At 34.0% G+C, this 19,314-nt stretch carries 21 protein-coding genes and 1 pseudogene; 8 read left to right on the plus strand and 14 right to left on the minus strand.

Translation table 11 applies throughout. The features are described 5' to 3' along the window. Positions 1-40: 40 nt before the first annotated feature. Positions 41-721 carry an HAD family hydrolase gene (locus GWI59_RS05600; RefSeq protein WP_109399996.1) on the minus strand — a complete coding sequence of 227 codons (681 nt, stop codon included), beginning with the start codon at positions 719-721 and terminating at the stop codon, positions 41-43. Positions 722-1,268: 547 nt separating this feature from the next. Between GWI59_RS05600 and GWI59_RS05605 the strand changes: the two genes are divergently transcribed. After that, the gene (locus GWI59_RS05605) at positions 1,269-2,792 is read left to right on the plus strand and encodes a methyl-accepting chemotaxis protein (protein WP_109848079.1); all 1,524 of its coding nucleotides are present in this window, start codon (positions 1,269-1,271) and stop codon (positions 2,790-2,792) included. Positions 2,793-3,056: 264 nt separating this feature from the next. Here the strand turns inward: GWI59_RS05605 and GWI59_RS05610 are convergent, their stop codons facing one another. From GWI59_RS05610 to GWI59_RS05665, 12 genes and pseudogenes are all read right to left on the minus strand, one after another. Then, positions 3,057-3,917: an MrpH family fimbial adhesin gene (locus GWI59_RS05610; RefSeq protein WP_109848080.1), complete on the minus strand. Its 861-nt coding sequence runs from the start codon at positions 3,915-3,917 to the stop codon at positions 3,057-3,059. A gap of 11 nt (positions 3,918-3,928) precedes the next feature. Then, positions 3,929-4,477: a fimbrial protein gene (locus GWI59_RS05615; RefSeq protein ID WP_109848081.1), complete on the minus strand. Its 549-nt coding sequence runs from the start codon at positions 4,475-4,477 to the stop codon at positions 3,929-3,931. 11 nt (positions 4,478-4,488) lie between these two features. Beyond that, the gene (locus GWI59_RS05620; protein WP_161706338.1) at positions 4,489-5,118 is read right to left on the minus strand and encodes a fimbrial protein; all 630 of its coding nucleotides are present in this window, start codon (positions 5,116-5,118) and stop codon (positions 4,489-4,491) included. Beyond that, the gene (locus tag GWI59_RS05625) at positions 5,118-5,858 is read right to left on the minus strand and encodes a fimbria/pilus periplasmic chaperone (protein WP_161724186.1); all 741 of its coding nucleotides are present in this window, start codon (positions 5,856-5,858) and stop codon (positions 5,118-5,120) included. The genes GWI59_RS05620 and GWI59_RS05625 overlap by 1 nt, the downstream gene beginning before the upstream one ends. 27 nt (positions 5,859-5,885) lie before the next feature. Continuing rightward, a complete protein-coding gene (locus tag GWI59_RS05630; RefSeq protein WP_161706337.1) occupies positions 5,886-8,396 on the minus strand; it encodes an outer membrane usher protein in 2,511 nt (836 codons plus the stop codon). A 23-nt stretch (positions 8,397-8,419) separates the two neighbouring features. Beyond that, positions 8,420-8,944 carry a fimbrial protein gene (locus tag GWI59_RS05635; RefSeq protein ID WP_161671147.1) on the minus strand — a complete coding sequence of 175 codons (525 nt, stop codon included), beginning with the start codon at positions 8,942-8,944 and terminating at the stop codon, positions 8,420-8,422. 60 nt (positions 8,945-9,004) lie between these two features. Then, on the minus strand, positions 9,005-9,556 hold the full coding sequence (locus tag GWI59_RS05640; protein WP_115065612.1) for a fimbrial protein: 552 nt from the start codon (positions 9,554-9,556) through the stop codon (positions 9,005-9,007). A 217-nt stretch (positions 9,557-9,773) separates the two neighbouring features. Then, positions 9,774-9,959 (minus strand): annotated as a pseudogene (locus GWI59_RS17665) (helix-turn-helix domain-containing protein); the annotation flags it as partial. Between the two features lie 1,292 nt (positions 9,960-11,251). Then, complete coding sequence (locus GWI59_RS05650) at positions 11,252-12,310, minus strand: phage integrase (protein WP_161724188.1); 1,059 nt, start codon at positions 12,308-12,310, stop codon at positions 11,252-11,254. Positions 12,311-12,314: 4 nt separating this feature from the next. Then, on the minus strand, positions 12,315-12,737 hold the full coding sequence (locus GWI59_RS05655; RefSeq protein ID WP_161724190.1) for a hypothetical protein: 423 nt from the start codon (positions 12,735-12,737) through the stop codon (positions 12,315-12,317). Between the two features lie 10 nt (positions 12,738-12,747). Further along, entirely contained in the window at positions 12,748-13,335 is a 588-nt protein-coding gene (locus GWI59_RS05660) for a phage repressor protein CI (RefSeq protein WP_161724192.1), read from the minus strand. A 79-nt stretch (positions 13,336-13,414) separates the two neighbouring features. Beyond that, entirely contained in the window at positions 13,415-14,005 is a 591-nt protein-coding gene (locus tag GWI59_RS05665) for a phage repressor protein CI (protein ID WP_161724194.1), read from the minus strand. A gap of 150 nt (positions 14,006-14,155) precedes the next feature. On the opposite strand from GWI59_RS05665, the gene GWI59_RS05670 reads away from it, so the two are divergent. From GWI59_RS05670 to GWI59_RS05690, 5 genes are all read left to right on the plus strand, one after another. After that, entirely contained in the window at positions 14,156-14,392 is a 237-nt protein-coding gene (locus GWI59_RS05670; protein WP_161724196.1) for a regulator, read from the plus strand. Positions 14,393-14,418: 26 nt separating this feature from the next. Further along, complete coding sequence (locus tag GWI59_RS05675) at positions 14,419-14,928, plus strand: phage regulatory CII family protein (RefSeq protein WP_161724198.1); 510 nt, start codon at positions 14,419-14,421, stop codon at positions 14,926-14,928. 158 nt (positions 14,929-15,086) lie between these two features. Beyond that, entirely contained in the window at positions 15,087-15,464 is a 378-nt protein-coding gene (locus GWI59_RS05680; protein ID WP_161724200.1) for a hypothetical protein, read from the plus strand. An 11-nt stretch (positions 15,465-15,475) separates the two neighbouring features. Beyond that, positions 15,476-15,823, plus strand: a complete 348-nt coding sequence (locus GWI59_RS05685) for a DUF5347 domain-containing protein (RefSeq protein WP_060554741.1) — start codon at positions 15,476-15,478, stop codon at positions 15,821-15,823. A gap of 76 nt (positions 15,824-15,899) precedes the next feature. Further along, a complete protein-coding gene (locus tag GWI59_RS05690; RefSeq protein ID WP_161724202.1) occupies positions 15,900-16,166 on the plus strand; it encodes a DUF2732 family protein in 267 nt (88 codons plus the stop codon). Positions 16,167-16,205: 39 nt separating this feature from the next. On the opposite strand, the gene GWI59_RS05695 is transcribed toward GWI59_RS05690, so the two are convergent. Further along, a complete protein-coding gene (locus GWI59_RS05695; protein ID WP_052038464.1) occupies positions 16,206-16,544 on the minus strand; it encodes a hypothetical protein in 339 nt (112 codons plus the stop codon). 28 nt (positions 16,545-16,572) lie between these two features. Here GWI59_RS05695 and GWI59_RS05700 point away from each other — a divergent pair, with 28 nt between their 5' ends. Together GWI59_RS05700 and GWI59_RS05705 are read left to right on the plus strand one after the other, a co-directional pair. Then, complete coding sequence (locus tag GWI59_RS05700) at positions 16,573-18,612, plus strand: replication endonuclease (RefSeq protein WP_161724204.1); 2,040 nt, start codon at positions 16,573-16,575, stop codon at positions 18,610-18,612. Positions 18,613-18,871: 259 nt separating this feature from the next. Further along, on the plus strand, positions 18,872-19,306 hold the full coding sequence (locus GWI59_RS05705; RefSeq protein ID WP_161724206.1) for a hypothetical protein: 435 nt from the start codon (positions 18,872-18,874) through the stop codon (positions 19,304-19,306). Positions 19,307-19,314: the final 8 nt, after the last annotated feature.

Consider the following 19,314-nt stretch of genomic DNA (forward strand, 5'->3'; position numbering starts at 1 on the left):
CGGGGGCTATGGTTTGTGTTGATAAGAAAAGAGTAAGTTATTATGACTCTTTTTTTGTCGTAATTTTGATTGGCGAATTTTTAGTTTTACGACGATCTGTATGAAAGTGACGCCAATGAGGATCTTGTGCGGCAAAAAGCAATTCATGATCGCCACGAGAGTCTCCCCAAGCTCTTAAATGATATTGTGTCAAATCCCCATAAATATTTTCTAATCGTTTGATTTTTTCACCACAACGACAGTTATTACCAATAATTTTACCTGTTAATACACCTTCAACCACTTCAAGTGTTGTACCAATTAATTTAATGCCTAAGCGGTCAGCAAATGGCTGTAATACCATTGCAGGTGATGCAGAGCAAATCGTCACTTCAGCATTATTCTTCACTTCTTCAGCAACAGCTAATAAGCCTGTAGGACGCATTAATTTGCTCCAGTAAAGCTTGCAAAATTCTTCTGCTTTTTCTTTTAACCATTGCTCATCAATATTGGTTAGGAAGGTTTTAATCAACACTTCTTTTAACTCATCGCGCGTGAGTTTGCGTCTAAAACAACGTAATGTTGGTAATACCATTTTAATCAAACGGCGTGAGAATTTACGTTTGCCAAAGGCGAATTTTAGAAAAGGGATAAAACTGTCGTGATAGGTTAGCGTGCCATCAAAATCAAACACTGATAACGTTTTTACGGTGTTTTTCGCGTTTTCAAATTGGGGTTGCATACAGGGTAAGGCTCCGTAAATCATCAGAGTTTTTAAGTTCATTAAACTTATTATATCACTGTTCTCAAAATGAGACAGCGTGTCTATTGGTTATTCAAAATCACTAATTTTTATGTGTACAAGTACAAATTATTTATGTAACTAATAAAAAAGATATCTTATAAAACAAATCGCTGATTATTTTAAATGTAGATATTAATTATTGATGGATTAGTATTATTAAAAAATATTAATTTATCGCTTTTATATTTATAGAGTATTCAATGTTTATTGTTTTTTTCTGCGTTTAAATTTTTGACTTATTTTTAGTTTTAATTAAAGTCAAAATTTAGTTGCCTACTAACTAATAACACTGAAATACTATTTCATTGTGGTATATTATTTTCGTTAACTGTTTAAAAACAGAGTAAAAAACCAATGGATATCATGGATTGAGAATTGTAATAAGTGTTTGTATTGATAATTCTGATTAATGAGTAAATAAAATCTATTTCGTGCCGATAAATGAGTACATTTGTAATATTTTATTGCCGGGGTAGATTATTTCATGAGTATTGAAAGATCAGCTAAAGTAGGTTCTATCATACTATTAGTTCTTTTCTTATTATCATCTGTATTGTCGTCGTTTTTTATTTATAGAATGCAAGAAAACTTTGCATCATTGGATTCCTTGAATACCAGATTGAATAGTGTACAAGAAGCAAGGTATGAATTAGCGACCATTCGTTCTCACGTCAACTACCTGATGTTGTTGAAAACAATGACGGATGTGAATAAGCAAGAAACAATTAAATCACTTGTTACTGAAGCAAAAGAGCTGGCGACAAAATCAAAAGCAACGATTACACATTGGGTAGGCGTGAAGAAGATAAGTCCTGATGCTCAACGTAATTCAGAACAATTATCAGTGCTATTCTATTATCTTCTCGATGAGCTGATTGCACCTATCGATACGCTAGATTACACAGAATCAAACCTCTCCAATGATTTTAATCGCTTATCTGATCTCTTTGATGAATATCTTATTATCACTAAAGGTGTGAATGATGACATTAAAGCGCAGCAAGTTTGGATGGTACAGTTGTCACTTTACACAACGATTATTGCACTGGGGATCATTCTTGTTCTTCTTTATATTGTCATCCGTTGGGTCAATAAAACGTTTATCTTTAATTTGAATACATTATCAGCCATTTTGCAGAAAGTGGGAGAGGGAGATTTAAGTTTTACGCTACCTAAGAAACGAAATGATGAGTTTGGCACCTTGTTCTCTAATGTGGGTGACATGCAAACTGCACTAACATCGACTATTCAACTTGTTAAAGAAGAAGCACTAGAGATCAAAAAAGGTTCAGCAGAAATTGCGTCTGGCAACCAAGATCTCTCTTCACGTACTGAAGAGCAAGCAAGTGCTCTGCAACAAACAGCAGCAAGTATGGAAGAGATAAAAATTGCAGTAGTAAATAATACTGATAATGCGATTTTAGCAAACTCGATTACCGCAGAAACCCGCGATTTAGCAATTGATGGTTCTAACATTATGAATGATGCGATTAACTCAATGAAGAAAATTGAGGTAGGAACATTAAAAGTCGCTGAAATCAATGATGTGGTTAATAACATAGCAAGCCAAACTAATATTCTGGCATTAAATGCCGCCGTTGAAGCTGCACGTGCTGGTGAGCAAGGCCGTGGATTTACGGTTGTTGCAACAGAAGTGAGAAATTTAGCAGCGAGAAGTGCAGATGCTGCACGTGAAATTAACCAAATTATCAGAGAATCCGTTGCGGATGTGGCTTATGGTAGAGAATTAGTAAATAGAACTGGCGAGCATATGCAGGATATCGTCTCTTCTATTACTAAAGTTAGCGATATCATGCAAGGTATTAGTATTGCATCAGAAGAGCAAAAAGTGGGTATTGAACAGATCGCAGTAGCTATTAACCAAATGGATTCTGTTGTTCAGCAAAATGCGACCTTAGTTGAACAAGGTGCAACTTCAACAATGATTTTAGATGAAAAAGCACAAAACTTAACTGATAAAGTGTCGATCTTTAAGGTTAAAGAATAAGACTAATAAGTTAAATTAGTCACTTAATATTATATGTAAAATAAGCTCACTTTAATCGAGATATTAGAGTGAGCTTTATTTTTTTAAGCGTATTTTTCTTTTTTGTTGTATCAGTCTAGATAATCAGTTGATAGTGAGGAATAAAAATATACGGTATATCAGATAAAAAAGCGCGTATTACGAATTTGCCTTGATGAGTGCGAGTAAAGAATTCTTTTAACTTTTACACAACAACTCACTCGAGATGAAATGTATAAAAATTTTTTATACATACGACATAACAACAAAAGCAAAAGCTGAGAATGGTCCAGGCTCTACTTGACCTGTAGGAGTGAAAAGAGTGGATGTAACCGTAAATCTGTTATCATTAGCAGATAGATTAAACAGAGTCCTATTTACAGCTGGTTTATCATTAATAGTGAGTATGCTATATAGTTCATTTTCTCTTAATCTTACTCTAGTACCTATATTAGGATTACTATTTTCTTCATTAGGACTCATTAACGATAAATACATCTCAGCGTTTTGGTTGCAGCGAACGATAAAATCACCAGACACAGTATTTCCTGCAACTTCATCTACAACGAGTTCGCGGTGATCCAAATCAATACCAGCGGTTTCTAAAGAACATTCTACATCAGGCGGATTAGGTAGACTACTGCACTCGCCCCCTGACATTATTTTATATGACATATTAATACCTGATGTAGATATACCAATTGCTCCACACCATGTGATACCCTCGCTTGTTCTATTTGGTGCTGTTGCTTGATTTACATAATAGTAGGAGCCCAAACGCTCATACATTGCAGTTAAAGCGTCACCAACAGTTGTACCTTTAAAATAAATATTTTCTTGTTCTGAATCAAGATAACGTAAATCATCAGGACCACGAGATAAAGTCTGCGTGTTTATGCCTACCCAACACCCGTTCAAACAATTAGCATTTAAGGGTTCTTTCGATTTTAAACCCTCTTCACTTAAATATAAAACTGAAGTATATTCGAACTGTTTACCTTGTGGAGCACTTGGATTAATTCTATATTTAGGAATACTTACATACCAAGCATTATTAGCAAAAGATAGCATAGGGAAAAATAATAGAAATACAAATAACTTTCTCATAATATATGACCTTATGGATATTCCAATTCGAATGTAGCTGTCGCCAAAAACTCACCAAAACCTAGTGACTTATTCCTTAATACTCTATCATCACCTTTAACAAAGGCTTTAAAAGCTAAAGCGTTATAGCCACTAATTAAATTCATAGCCTTTGTGCTTTGATTTAGGGGTAAAAATTTTCCATTATCTGTTTCTATCCCAATCCCTACTCCAGAGGCGACACTACTGCTATCTAATGCAAGAAAACCACCTAACCCCTCACCGGAAGAAGACTTTCCAGTAAAAGTAACAATAACAGAATTGGCTATATCAGTTTTACAATCATCTAATTCAATAGAAAAAGGGATACTACGTGTTCTATCGTGTATATAAAGATATTTGCCAATAATATCGCCAAATTCTACATTTATAATCTTATTTCTTATTTTACAAGGAGCGTTTAATATTGAACCATGAATATAGATATTAGTCTGATTATTTCCTGAAGAAGCAGAATAGGAAATATTAGGTATAAATATAAGAGCAAATATTATTAAAATTATTTCTTTTATCATTTTCATAATAAATATCTCTATTCATAAGATAGTAAAAAGTAAATAATCGCTGTATAGTTGCTCGCTTTTAAATCTTGAGAAATTCGTACAGGTGCTAAATTATAAGTCAAAATATTTTGCCCAGGCTGCAAAATCTCAGGTGTCGTATATTCATTCAACGATATTGTTTTCTTATCTTTATCGAGAATAGCTAAACCAAAACCTTCTGCGCCAGTAACAGAAATTAGATTAGGGTAAAAAGGAACTGTTTTGGCATAAAAATTTATTTTAACAGATGGTTGTATATGACTCCAAAAAGAAGTATCTAACTTTTTATTTATTGCACTTGCTGGTGTTCTAATACAATCTATTAGTTCAATAGAAAAAGGTATTGATTTATCGACTTTCCCAATATTTTGAAGTTCAGCAGTACCAATAATACCTAAATCAATTTCTTGATATTTAGATGTCATTGCCAACTTGCAAGGACTTTCAACAAGAGAACCATAAACATAAAGTTGCCCTTTAGCACCATCAATACCTTCAGTACTAGTGTACGGTCGGAATAGTGTTTGATTGGAATCTTTTTGTGCCATTGCATTTAAAGATAAAGAGAAAACAACTAATCCAACAACTTTATACAAAATAAAATTTGATAGTTTCATCATTAGCCTTTTTCTTTTACAGCGCATTTATTGCTTACACAAGAAAAAGATACCTGAGAACGTCCACCATAATCATTAATATACGTAATCACAGGTTTAGAACCTAATACTGATGGATTAACATTTATAGTATCTTTACCAAATGGCGCTAACATAATTGGATTGAAATTAGGATCTGTTTTACTTTTTTCATCCTTTGCCATATTAACAATAGTAACATAATATGGCGTTGGATTTTCAACAGTGTAGTTACTACTATTTTCTTGTAGCACTACCTTTTCTTGCCATGGATTATTAATAATATCCGTTCCACTCATAATTAACTTTTCTGGTCTATAGAAAAGCTTAATTTTAGTTTGTAACGCAAGTTGTAAAACATTAGCTTTTTCACTCTTAGGTGGAATCTCTCTTAGATTAAAATAAAATACACTTTCTCTGTCTTGTGGTAATGTTTGTAAGACATTAATAGCTTCTATTTTAACTTGTGTCGGTTTTCCAGGTTCAACTCGCTGTACAGGAGGAACAACAACAAATGGTGACTGGATTTTAACGCCCTTATCATTTTCAATCCACGCTTGAGCAAGATAAGGTAGTTTTTCACTTGTATTTGCAACATTCAAAGAAACAGATTTTTTATCTCCTTCAAATATCACTCTTGTGCGGTCTAAGGAAAGTGCTGCTTGTGCACTCGTGGAAATAACACATAATAACCCGATACAAAAATTTTTATTTAGAATAGTCATAACGTCAGCTCTATTAGAATTAAATTTTTATTCATTAACATTGGAACATACTAGTATTAAAGATTGGCCATTGTTTTCTATTTTATCAGGGAAATTAATTTGGCATTTTTTATTTCCACCCCAGCTAACAGTCATTGATTCATTTGGATTAATACCTGTTATATAAGCATTACCAAATTCACCTACTATGCCAGTATTTCTATCTTTCGAATTCGTTATTTGAGCTGCAAAAGGAGGATAACTGCCATCATTTAACCTAATAACAACCATTAATTTCATACCTGAATTAACTTCAAATTTACGATAACCAATAGCACCTTCAGTCAACGTTGCTAATAATACGTTGTCATTAACCTCGGCATCCTCAGGAAGGTTATTAATATCAATTTTAATTTTATTTTTATAATAACTATTCACTTCAGGTAAAACAGCTTTGCCGAAAGCATTTGTATAGACAGGAGTGCTATATCCTTGAACAGGAATATTTTCAACACCATCGGTATCAACTAACAGACGTGTACCACCAGGTAAACTACTTCTATGTATGGCCCCACCATTCATTGTCATAGTCAAACCACCCTGCACATTCAAACCAAATGCAGTATATTGATTATGAACATAAGCAGCTGTCCCGCTTAACGTGGCATTATTCGTTTCATGATAAATATAAGCGTTAGCAAGACCACCTTTACGTTGATTACCCGCACTTATTCTATATGAAGTATTATCATCAACACGATTGAAGAAACCAACGCTATTTGAAATATTATTATCATTATCAATGTTTGAACTGTAACTTAAATTACCACCAGTTCCCCAAGGCATGGTCATACTTACATAAGCACCTTGGTCATTACCCCAATTACTTTTATTTCTAAAGAGACTTAATGATAAAGATAAATTTTTATAATTACCGATGTCAAAATATTTTATTGCAGTGAAATCATAACGGTTTTGGTCAGGCTGATTCCAATATGTTTGGTAACGATAATTTAAACCTGTTGAAAGTCGATAATCTCTAAAGTTTTTACTTAGTGTAACGGTATATAATTCTTTTTGGTGATTTTCCCGAATACCATTATTTTGTTGAGCATCTAAAAATTGAGACATACTCATAAAATCACGTTCAGAAAAACGGTATCCAGCAAATTGTATTTGGCTATCTATATCATCAAATCTTTTCGAATAACTAATTCGATATGAACGACCTTGGTACTTATCTTTGTTACCACCATTATAAAGCTTAGCAATAGATTGAGTTACATCAAACGACAGTGCACCAAATATAAGTAAATCACGTCCAAAACCAGCAGAAAACGCATTATAATTTTGGCTATTAATACTACCTGCAAATAGTGACCAACCGTTTGTTACACCCCATGAGAACTCACCTGTGGCAAACACATCCCCATTAACTCGGTGATCCATATCTGCTGGGCGTCCAAAAGCGACTTTATATCTCACTTGTCCAGGACGAGTTAGATAAGGGATTGTCGCAGTATTAACTTGATATTCTTGAACACGTCCATCTTGCTCTTCAACTCTAACGTCTAAAGTACCACTAACTGCACTACTTAAATCTTGAATGCTAAAAGGTCCGGCGGCAACTTGGGTCTGATAAATAATTCGTCCTTGTTGCGAAATAATGACTTGAGCACTGGTCTGTGCGACACCATTAACCTCTGGAGCATATCCACGTAAATTTGGTGGTAACATAGATAAGTCAGAACCTAATACCGCACCAATAAATCTAAATGTATCAAATAGATCAGATTCTAAATAAACTTCTCCCAACGTTAATTTAGCTTTTAGCTGGGAAATTGCGCGATAAGCATAAAATCGGCTCCACTTAAAATCTGTATTTACAGTCTCTTCAGATCCTGTACCATGGTTTAAACGTCCTTGCCAATCACCACGAACACGCCAAACACCTAAGTTAATACCAGTAACACCATTACTATTTAATGAATATGTATTATTTCCTGACTTATGAGGTCTATTTGTTTTAGCATTTATATTGTAGTCAAATATAAGTCCAGAGATACCTTCATCCCAACGTGAAGCTGGCTCCCATGTTGCATCTGAATATTCGATATAGGCTTGAGGCATACTAATATGTAATGTCAATGTACCAAGATCACCAGTATAAGTTGCACCAGGGAGTGAACTCCAATCAAGGCAACTTTCATCATTTAGCCAAGTGATTTGTTTCAATATTTCTGGTTTTAGGGCTAATAATGAAACTTGTTCTGGTGATAAACAGACTGAACTACCTGTTTCTCGAGATTCATCAGCATAAAAAGTGATTGGTTGTTCAGCAATAACATTTTGGTTAAGCTGAATTTTTAATGTGTAGGTTCCTGGTAGAATATACCCTGACTTTGAAAACTGGGTGACATCAATATTTTCGCCATCTTCTAAATTAAACATATTTGAACTAAATTCAAATGTGTTTGAATAAGCCGGATTAAAAATAAAAAAGGCACTTATTATGATCAGCTTTCTTACTAATACATTTTTTATTTTCAATAATAACATTATGATTATCCGAATAACTAGAATTAGTAATAACTGATTCTATAAATAATAATAGTATGAAAATCACCTGCTCTTATATCAGAGCCATCAGCAATAAGTCTTAATTTATAATTTAAAAACATATCCCCAGGTGAGATTTGTATTTTATCCATACTCTTCCCTGGTATAGCTAACTGCTCACTGGTATCTTTTATTTGTAAAACAACGCCTCTTGCGTCTCCATTGACGGTATAATAATTACCATTATTAGCTCCATCAAAAGTTACATCGAAACTTTCCCATTGAAAGTTTTCTTTTGCTGTTGACACCAACTGGCAATCTATCAATTTAATTGAAAACGCTTTTTCTGGAGATGAACCATATTGGGACATATATGAAATAGGAATAATACCTAAATCTATTGATTGATCTGCACTTCCCGTATCAATTAAGCAAGGTGTTTCAACTATAGTTCCCCTCATATCAACTCGACCATGTCCTTGTTCTGTAGACGAATACGTATATGAAGTGACTAATAATAATGATAAAAGAGATATCAATTTTTTCATTAATAGTTCCAATTAGTAGAACAGGTCAGTTTTATATTAATAAAACTGACCTGCTATTTCTTATTGGTATGCTAAAGTAAAGTTAGCGGTTGCGTAGAATTCACCGACTTTAATAGCCTCATCACCTGTACCACCAAGACCTTTCACATAAGAAGCGAATTGTAGAGTGTTAGGACCAGTACTTAATTGGTGTGGTTTAGTGGCAACGTTGTTCACTACTTTGCTGCCACCAGAAACAATTGCAATACCAGCACCCATTCCTTCTTTGCCATCAAATCCAATTAAGTTGGTATCTTGACCAGCATCAGTGAAGCTAAATGTAGTAGTAACTTGTTTATCAGTTAAGTCAGAGATATCACAGTCAGCTAATTCAATGCTAAATGTTTTAACATGACTTTCACCAGTGTTACTATTAGCGGCTAGTGCCTTACGAGATATTTGGCCGAAATCAACTTCGATTGGGTTTTCTGATTCTATTGAGCATGGAGCATCAATAATATAGCCGTGGAACTTCACTTGACCAGAACCTTGACCTTGTCCACCAGCAGCAAATGCTGATGAGCTTAAAGCTACGGCAGTAGTAATTAAAGTAGCAACAATAACCTTTTTCATACTTTTCCTCTATAATATAAGTAACATCTTATTGACTCTAACGGATGAGCACTTTTAAAAATGATGGACATAGGTATCTTATTTCCATAATAAGATAAACATAATGTTCCTTTTTATTTTAAATAAAGGAATATTATGTTTACTCATTAGGGAAAAACTAATGAAATAAATTTTTAGCTTAATGTGAAAATAAAAATCATTTATTATGCAATATTTATTAATTATTCATTAAAATAGAAGTATTAAAGAAATTCTTGGTTTCAGGTATTTTATTATCAAAAGTGTTTAAATTTACATTTTTGATAAATTCATTAATAGAGACGTTTAGGATATCAAGTATAATAACGAGTGTGTCGGCTGTAATATTACAAATATCGCATTCATATCTAGATATTTGTTGTTTGGAAACATTTAATAACTAAGCCAGTTTTTTAACAGTCATTAATCCATTGATCGTGTTTTTATAAACTCTATTTATTTCTTTTTCGACTACTTTTATGAAAAAAGTCTAATATCACATTTGTTACAGTAATCACATGGTTTATTTACCTATTCATATAATTTTATTAATTACCTAGTCGTCATTTTTAATGAGCATAATAAAATAATTTATTTCATTATGTTCTCGACTAAATAATTTACTCGAGATGTTTTATAAAATCAAGACACCGAAAAGTGGTGATTGTAATATTTCATCAAAAACAAAACACCTAATAAGTGTATATTAATTTATTGTTTTTTTATTTAAGTCATTAATAGTTATTCTCTATTAGATTGTCGTATAAGTATGTTTTTTTATATTTTATAAATATAACATGTGGTTGCGTTTCTTTAAAATATTAAAATACTCGTTTTATTTGTTTTTTATAAATAAATAATAATAAGCAATTATTATAAATAATACACAATTAACTTGTGGTTTATTTTTGTAAAAAAATAAGTTTATTTTTTTTATTTTAATTATTTACACTATAAAGTAGTAAGTGAGATTTGTTTTGGGTCAAAGTTAAGTTAATTTAATAATTAATTTTTTATAAAACTTTCTTTTTATGATTGTTTTAAATTGAAGTTTTTTATGATGCTAGGAATTATTAGATATTATCTATAACTAAAAATTCGATTATTTTATCTAAAATAAATTCATGAAAATTTAAAATTGATAAAAAAAGTGATTTATTTCTACTGTTATTTAGCATTTTGCTTTATCACCTCAGAGTTAAATAAATCGAAAAAAGATTAAGATATTCTAATTTAAGTATTCTAATTTAAATATTCCAATTAAGATACTCTAATATAGTTATAAAAGTATAAATATTAAAAGATCTATCACTTTTCTTGTAAAGAGTGAATTCGATACAGACACCTTAAATACAACTATCATTCTATATGAATTGATATTGAGGATATTGAACAACAAAGATGGATGAGTGATATCAAAATGTGGAGTAGGTTTTTATAGAAGGTTATAGCGAATAATTAGAAAAATAGCGCAACACTCAGCTTCGCCCATAAAAACAAAAAAGCCACTTGCTAAGAAGTGGCTTAATGCGCTGATTTAACAGCTAAAATTTGGTGGCCCCTACTGGACTTGAACCAGTGACCAAGCGATTATGAGTAGCTTAATATAGTCTTTAAAAACAACAAGATGCAATAAATACAATTAGTTATAAAACGAAATAGAACGTTATAGATCGGTTATTGGGGTTTTGTGTCGCCATTTTGTCGCCACTTTATTTTTTGTAGGGGGTTGAATAACACTGCATCATTTAAATGCTCGGGAGCAAAGTGAGAGTATCTCATTGTCATTTTTATGTCAGTGTGGCCAAGGATTCGTTGTAGCACTAAAATATTACCACCTGACATCATGAAGTGAGATGCAAAAGTGTGGCGTAGAACGTGAGACGATTGGCTATCGGGAAGTGTTATTTTTGCTCTTTTGATTGCTGTCCTAAATGCTGAATAACAAGGGGTGAATAATTTGGATTTACCTTTTTGTTTTTTTCTACATTCCAGTATCTCATTGTAGAGTTCTTCCGAAATAGGAACGGTTCTATTCCTTTTTCCTTTAGTTTTAGTGAATGTAATTTTATAGGGTGTTATTTGTGACATAGTAAGGTTTTCAGCTTCTGACCATCTTGCACCTGTTGATAGCGCTATTTTTACTATAATCAAAAGGTCATCAGCTTGGCTTTTTTGACAAGAATCTAATAAGTCTAATATTTGATTATCAGTTAAATAAGCCATTTCAGTTTCGTCAGTGCGAAATTCACGAATGCTCTTTAATGGATTATCGCTTTTCCATTCTCCTAGTCTAATTAACTCATTAAACATTGCTCTGAAATATGCCAGTTCAAGGTTAATTGTTCTTGGAGAAATGGATTTTACTCTATCCGTTCGAGTAATTTTTCCGTTTAATCTTTTTTCTCGATAGGCTGAAAACAACTGGGCATTAAATTCAGTAGCTAATGGTTTACCCATCGCATCACTAGCAAAAAGCATTGCTGATTTCCGTTTTTCACCATCTTTTAATGTGATGCCGTGCCCACCAAACCAAATGTTTACTAATTCAGAGAGTGTGCGTTTATCTTCTTTTTCACCTAACCATGGCTTATCAACGGTTTGCTCAATAACATAACGCTCGAATGAGATAGCTTCGCCTTTTGTGGTGAATATTTTTCTAATTCGCTTACCAGTTCGGCCGTTGGGGTATAGCTCAACTAACCAACGACCATCAACTTGTTTTGTTATCGACATGAGATTAAATTTTTCCGCAGTCTTTAACTAATTGCTGATACATAGAGTTATATAATTCTTGTGCTTCTTTTAGTTTATCTTTATTAGATTTATCTTCTAAATATAAATCCATTGCTTTTGCAAAATTGTTAGCCTGAATAATTGAGGTAATACCTAAAAATATTGGGTTGTTACTATCCACTTTTTTTGTATAGGAGTCATATCTGCCTTTAATGGAAGCAATTTTTTTAGGATAGTAGTTCTCATACCAGGTGTGATAGTAACTATATTCACCAGGTTTTCCGTCGCTATTCATAGCAAAAAGAACAGCATCGCTCATCAATGAAGCTGAATCTCTAAAGGCTTCTTTTGCAATATCGCAGTTACTCATTTTTGCAGATACATTTAGAGATAATAACAATCCGATTGTTAACATTAGGTATTTCATTATCAATTCCTTATTGGTTTTCAATAATAGTAATTACTCGACCATGAATTTTTATATCAGATATTTCACAATCAAAAGCCATTCCAATGCCAGAAACCCTAACGCGTTGCATAGGCATTCTAGTCAGTTCTCTAATACTATTTTTTCCATCAATTTCGATGAGCCATTTTCCATCGAAAACATCGTTATATTTTTTATCAATAATGAAGTAACTATTTCCATCTTGGATTGATATCGGTTCGGATGGTAAAGGAGCTTGATTGGGGAAAATGACTTTATCAAACATAATATGGTCTGAGGGTATGAGTTGGCCATTTTTTAGTTGAAAGTTAGGAATTTTTAAATTGTCTAGTTTCTCATAATCAAAAGGTTTTCCATTACCTCTCGCTAACCACTCAAGACTGACGCCAGTTTCAGCTACGCATCTGACAGCTAAATCAGCGGGAAAAATATTTCTCTTATATCTTCCAGCTAAACTACTCGATGCCATTTCTAAATGATGAGCGAGCATTATTTTAGAGCTAAAACCATAAGCCTCTATTATGCGATCTAGCACAGGGGCGCTATCCCCAACCATTTCTAAGTGAAATTTTTCCATGTCTATATCAGTCCTATCGTAAAAAAGCTACAAAGTTAGTATGGAAAGAATCCCCTGAATCTTGATAATCCTTATCTAGTCACTGGTTTTCAATAATAGTAATAACTCGACCGTGAATTTTTATATCAGATATTTCACAATCAAAAGCCATTCCAACGCCAGAAACTCTAACGCGTTGCATTGGCATTCTAGTTAGTTCTCTAATGCTATTTTTTTCATCAAACTCAATGAGCCATTTTCCATCGAATACCTCATTAAATTTTTTATCAATAATGAAATAATTATTTCCATCTTGGATTGATATTGGTTCGGATGGTAAAGGGGATTGATTGGGGAAAATGACTTTATCAAACATAATATGGTCTGAAGGTATGAGTTGACCATCATTTAAACTAAAGTTGGGAATTTTTAGATTATCTATTTTTTCATAGTTAAATGGCTTCCCTTCACCAAATGCTAACCATTCAAGATTAGCACCTGTTTCGTACATGCATCTAACAACCATATCTGCAGGAAATATATTTCGTTTATATCTACCAGATAAGCTACTAGCAACCATATTGAAATGTTGAGCGAGCATTATTTTTGATGAGAAACCATAAGCTTCTATGATTCTATCTAAAACCTCACCGCTGTTGTCACATGATATAAAATCAAATGCACTATTCATTCATATCTTCCTGAATTCGCGTTAAACCAAGTTTTATGCTATTCGGTATTGACGATTCGTTTTACGTAAAGTATTCTCTCTTTAATCTCTTTGTTTTACACGAATGAAACTGAATAGCATCGAATTAAACCGAATAGGGGATTTTGCCTTATGAGACCAAATATTACAATCAGCATTCCTGAGCCGTATCTAACGCTAGAAGGGTTTATGGAACGCTTTAACCTACCTAAGCAAACCGTAAGAGATATGATTAAAGATGGTCGCTTACCTGTTCGCAAAAAAAGTGCATCCATGAAAAAGGGAACTGTTTTTATTAACATGCTTGCCCTGTACGTAGAAGCTTCTGAGGGCTGTAATATTTCGTTTCAGTCTAATCAGCAGGGCTAGTCTTTCGCATTTTGAGAATAAACACCATGTTTGATTATCAGGTTTCCAAACAAGCGCACTTTGATAATGCATGTCGTGCTTTCGCAAATACCCACAAAGGGGATTTAGTACAAATAGCAGAAAGCATCGGTATGAATGCGCAAATGTTGCGTAATAAGTTAAATCCTGAACAACCGCATCAATTAACTTGTATTGATTTAATGAAGTTGACTGATGCAACTGAGGACGCTTCTATTCTTGATGGAGTTCTAGAACAGATGCAGTGTCAGCCGTCAGTCCCCGTTAACGAAGCATGCGATTCTAATGTACCCGCATATTTATTAACGGCAGTCGGTGAGGTTGGGAAGTTAGCAACTAATACAGTTTCAGGCGGTAATTTAAATAATGCGCGAGTCGCTGATTTTAAACGCTCTGTTAATACAGCAATTCGTTGTTTAACGTTGGCAGGAATAACACTATCCGCAAGATTACATACTAATCCAGCGTTCGTCTGTGCAGTGGATGCAGTAACCAATCTTAGCCCATCAATGATGTGAGGTTTTAAAATGAAATTAAATTCATTACAGCTTCAACAACACAAATATAAATTATCCAGTGATTCATTTAAAAATGAAAATAAAAATTCTATTTATATTGTTAGCTTTATTTTATTTATGGGTTATTTATTAATATCAGCTTTAAGTTAGAGGTGTTTATGTATAAAGAAAATATGTTTGATGAGATTTTACCAGGTGCGAAAGAGCATCAAATAGAGCGCTTAAAAAAATTAACTGAAAATAATAATATCGAAGTGAAAATAGGGTTCGATTTTAGTAATAAAGGCGACGAGACGGCTTATTTAAAAAAAGACTTATCTGAATATATATATAAACAAAATTGCATAACGAAAGGGTTAAAAGAATTACAGACTAAAAAACAAATGTTACGCGAGCAATTAATAGATGCAGTTAACAATGCACAAAATAATGGTTTATGTGTAGACCTTATTCATGATGAATTAAAATCTTTTGCGCATGAATTTATTATTGTCTGCGAAAGTTTAGAAATTGATTGTGACGAAATACCATTTTAAGTGAGGTTGTTATGTATCAGAATCAAGTTGAAAATGAACAACGTGCTTTTCATATTCCAGTTGCTCAACGTGTCGATGGATTAAATCATACCGCTAAATTACGTTCTCGCCACTTTGGTTTACAAAATGAAGAATTAAAACGCTTCTTTTTTGATATGCGTGATAGATTTGATGACTGCTACCAAGAAAATAAAAAATTCTTAGGTGTTATTTTATATATGGCAGGCATTCCAAAAGAAAGACATGATTTAAAATTTGAAGATTTTAAAACAGAAGAAATTTTCGACATTATTAAAGCCATTAATCATATTAAAGCCGTTACGGCATTATTACCTAAACAATTAGCATTACCTCAATAATTAATTAAACCCAAAGTAAAAATAAATGGCCTTAATCGGTCAGGGATTTTTGTAACCTAAATAAAGGAAATTAACTATGAATACATCAATACCAACGCCCACTTTTATGCCTGCACAAATTGCTAATAACGAACACGCTATTGTTTTAGATTCCACATTAGCGTTAGCACGTAATGAGCAAAAGCAAGCCTGTGCGGATAAATACGCATCCCGTATTCGCAAGTTATCTAGTCTTATCATTCAAAACAAAATGGATTATGCCGACGTTGCTGAACTGTTGGAAAGTGAAGCATCAGAGCTAGAACGTCAAGCGCAAGAGTTAGTTAGTGAGAACTTTTCATGAAAAAAAAGGCGATACAGAAGATCACTGTATCGCTTGCAGTTATTTTGCTGGTTCGTTTCTAGGGATGTCTGAGAGTGAAAATTTTCTTTTTAGTAAATCAACCTTGTCAGGGATTGTTGAGAACACGGCATCATAACCCCGAAAAGTAGCATCATCCGCAATCATATTGACTAAGTTAAGAGATTTTAGAAATTCACATATAGAAACGTAATCACCAAGTCCTGAACCCTTAATGCAACGATAAATGTAACCACCATGATAGAGCGCAACGGGGTAAGACATTGATGAACAACTGTTTCTACTTTGTTTATTTAGCCATTCGGTAATTTTTTCATCGTAGTCTGGACGGGGGCAATCACGTGTATATCGATGTTCCATTTCAAATCCTTATATTGAGATATTAAAAATGACTATTTCAGCATCATCAAAATTTCATAATATAAGAGTATCACCATGGGATAAACCCTCAAAACCTATTGAACGTCCATTTGAAACCTACGAGCAAATCCATCAAAAGGAACGTGAGCATAAGGCGTTTCATGATGCGGAAGCCTTATTATCTAAACAACCTAAATTAGTACAAATCGTTGTTAACAAGCGATATAGCGATTTAGATAAAGAACAAGGTCGCAAACGCGCTAATGCATATCTTGCGAAAACTTTTGTTGAAAGAACCTACCCAAGAATAAAAATGATCACTGACCGTTATGCTTTGCCTGCAATGACGGTAGAAAACTGTAATTTCTTCAACCGTTTTAATCACCTGCCTGATATGTCAAAAAAAGATATCGAAAATCTTGCATGGGATATCGCTAACTTAATGAATGAACAGCTTATGTTAGCAGGTAAAGAAAATATCATTGATAGTGAATTGAAATTAACCTACAAACTTTTTTTACATGCTTCAAAAATAACCGCAGGTTTTAAACAAGATGTGCCTAGATGGGCAAAATTAACCACACGCTATTTTAATCAGAAAGATGCTGATTCGGCTATTTCTCGCATGATGTCAGATAAATGGTGGCTTAACCGTTTACGCAAATATGCTTCTCAATGGCGTGAGCATTTAAGCATTGCAATCAATTTGGTCAGCAAGAAAGCCAATATCTATGCGAGTAAAACCGCCATCAACGAATGGAAAGAGCAAAAAAATCGGACACGTGAGTTTTTAAAATCCATGGAGCTGGAAGACGAGGAAGGGAATCGCGTCAGCTTGATTGATAAATATTATGGCAGTGTGGCCAACCCTGCGATTAAGCGCACTGAAATGATGGTGCGTATTCGTGGTTTTGAAGATATCTGTAATGAATTAGGTTATGTCGGTGAGTTTTACACATTAACCGCCCCGTCTAAATATCATGCGACAACAAAACACGGTTATCGTAACCGTAAATGGAATGGTTGCAGTCCTGCTGACACACAAAAATACCTTTGTAAGCTATGGAGTAAAATAAGAGCAAAATTACACCGTAAAGATTTGCGTGTCTTTGGGATGCGCGTTGCTGAACCGCATCATGATGGTACACCTCATTGGCACATGCTGTTATTTATGTTGCCGTCTCAACTTGAAGAAATCCGCTCAATTATTAAAGCCTATGCCGTAGCAGAAGATAATCACGAATTAATTACTGACAAAGCGCGTAAAGCGCGTTTTTACGTTGAAGAAATCGATCCCGAAAAAGGGTCAGCAACGGGTTATGTGGCGAAATACATTTCAAAAAATGTCGATGGTTACGCTCTCGATGGTGAAGTCGATGATGAAAGCGGTAGACCAATGAAAGAAGCCGCAATGGCGGCAGCAACATGGGCAGGACGTTGGAATATCCGCCAATTTCAATTTATCGGTGGTGCGCCTGTGACCGTTTACCGTGAATTGCGCCGAATGGCTGACCACGATAGAGCGATGGGCTTAGATGTTGAGTTCGCCCTTGTTCACGATTGTGCTGACGGTGGAAATTGGGCGGGTTATATCAATGCTCAAGGTGGCCCGTTTGTGAAACGTGAAAACCTTATCGCGCGCCTTTGGTATCAGGAATCGGAAGACACTAACGAATACGGTGAAGAAGTGATCCGTGTAAAAGGAGTTTTTTCTACGTTAGTCGGCATAGACACACCCATTTTAACCCGTTTGAAACAATGGAAGATTGTGAAGAAGTTAGACGACGCGCATGCGGAGTCTGCTGTTAGTGGCGCGAACGCGTCACCTAGGAGTTCTGTCAATAACTGTACGGGGGAAACCCGAACGATTAACGATGAAGAAAAGGTGGTAACGGAAATTTTAGATAATTTCAGGTCAATCGGGCATGAAATCACCTTTGATGATGCCCAAAAAATGAGAAATGGGGCGGGAATAGTCATTGATGATAAGGCGTTTAGAAGTTTTGACGACGGTTCTTTGATAAGAACGGGCACTACACAGCTGAAATACCGTCAATTTAATGAATGAAAAGACCGTATTTTTAATAAAGTAAATAAGTTGAGAGGAATGAATGTATAAATACTTAGTTTTATTTTATTTATTGATATCAATAGTTCTTTTTATACACAGAACGATGAAGTCTAAAAAAAGCTATCATGACAAATACAGCCTAGGTGAAGCGATAGATTACTCAATGCTATGGCCATTTTATATTTTGATTGCATCCTATTTTTTTCTTGCAGAGAAATATCGCAAATTTATTGGTATGAGCGAGGAGAGATAATCTATGAGTATGCAAAAAATAAAACTGACGTTAGATTTATTGGCTCGCCTGTGTTTTAAGCAAGTCAGTGTTTTGTCCGAAAGGGCAAGTTTCTCTCATGCGGAGTATTTTTCTTTAGAATCAGTTTTGAACGCATTACTAACAGGAAAAAATAAATTCTTCATTGGTGATGAATGCGAGGTTAATCATATTTTAGATTGTTTTTGCGATCACCTTGGTATTGAAAATACAGGTGTTAGGCGATTTGTCTTGAAAGGTGCAAAATTTTATTTTGTTAGTCATGACGATTTTAAAAAGCCATTATTTGGCGGTCTGGCGGGGGATGTTTATTATGCAATACCTCAACAACCAAGTGATATCGAAACCTATTTAATTGATTCATTATCATGCCATACCCGATATTACGTGACGAAATATCAAGGGTCACACAATAAGTAATTATATCT

It is taken from the genome of Proteus sp. G2673, assembly GCF_009915125.1.
Taxonomy (GTDB): Bacteria; Pseudomonadota; Gammaproteobacteria; order Enterobacterales; family Enterobacteriaceae; genus Proteus; species Proteus penneri.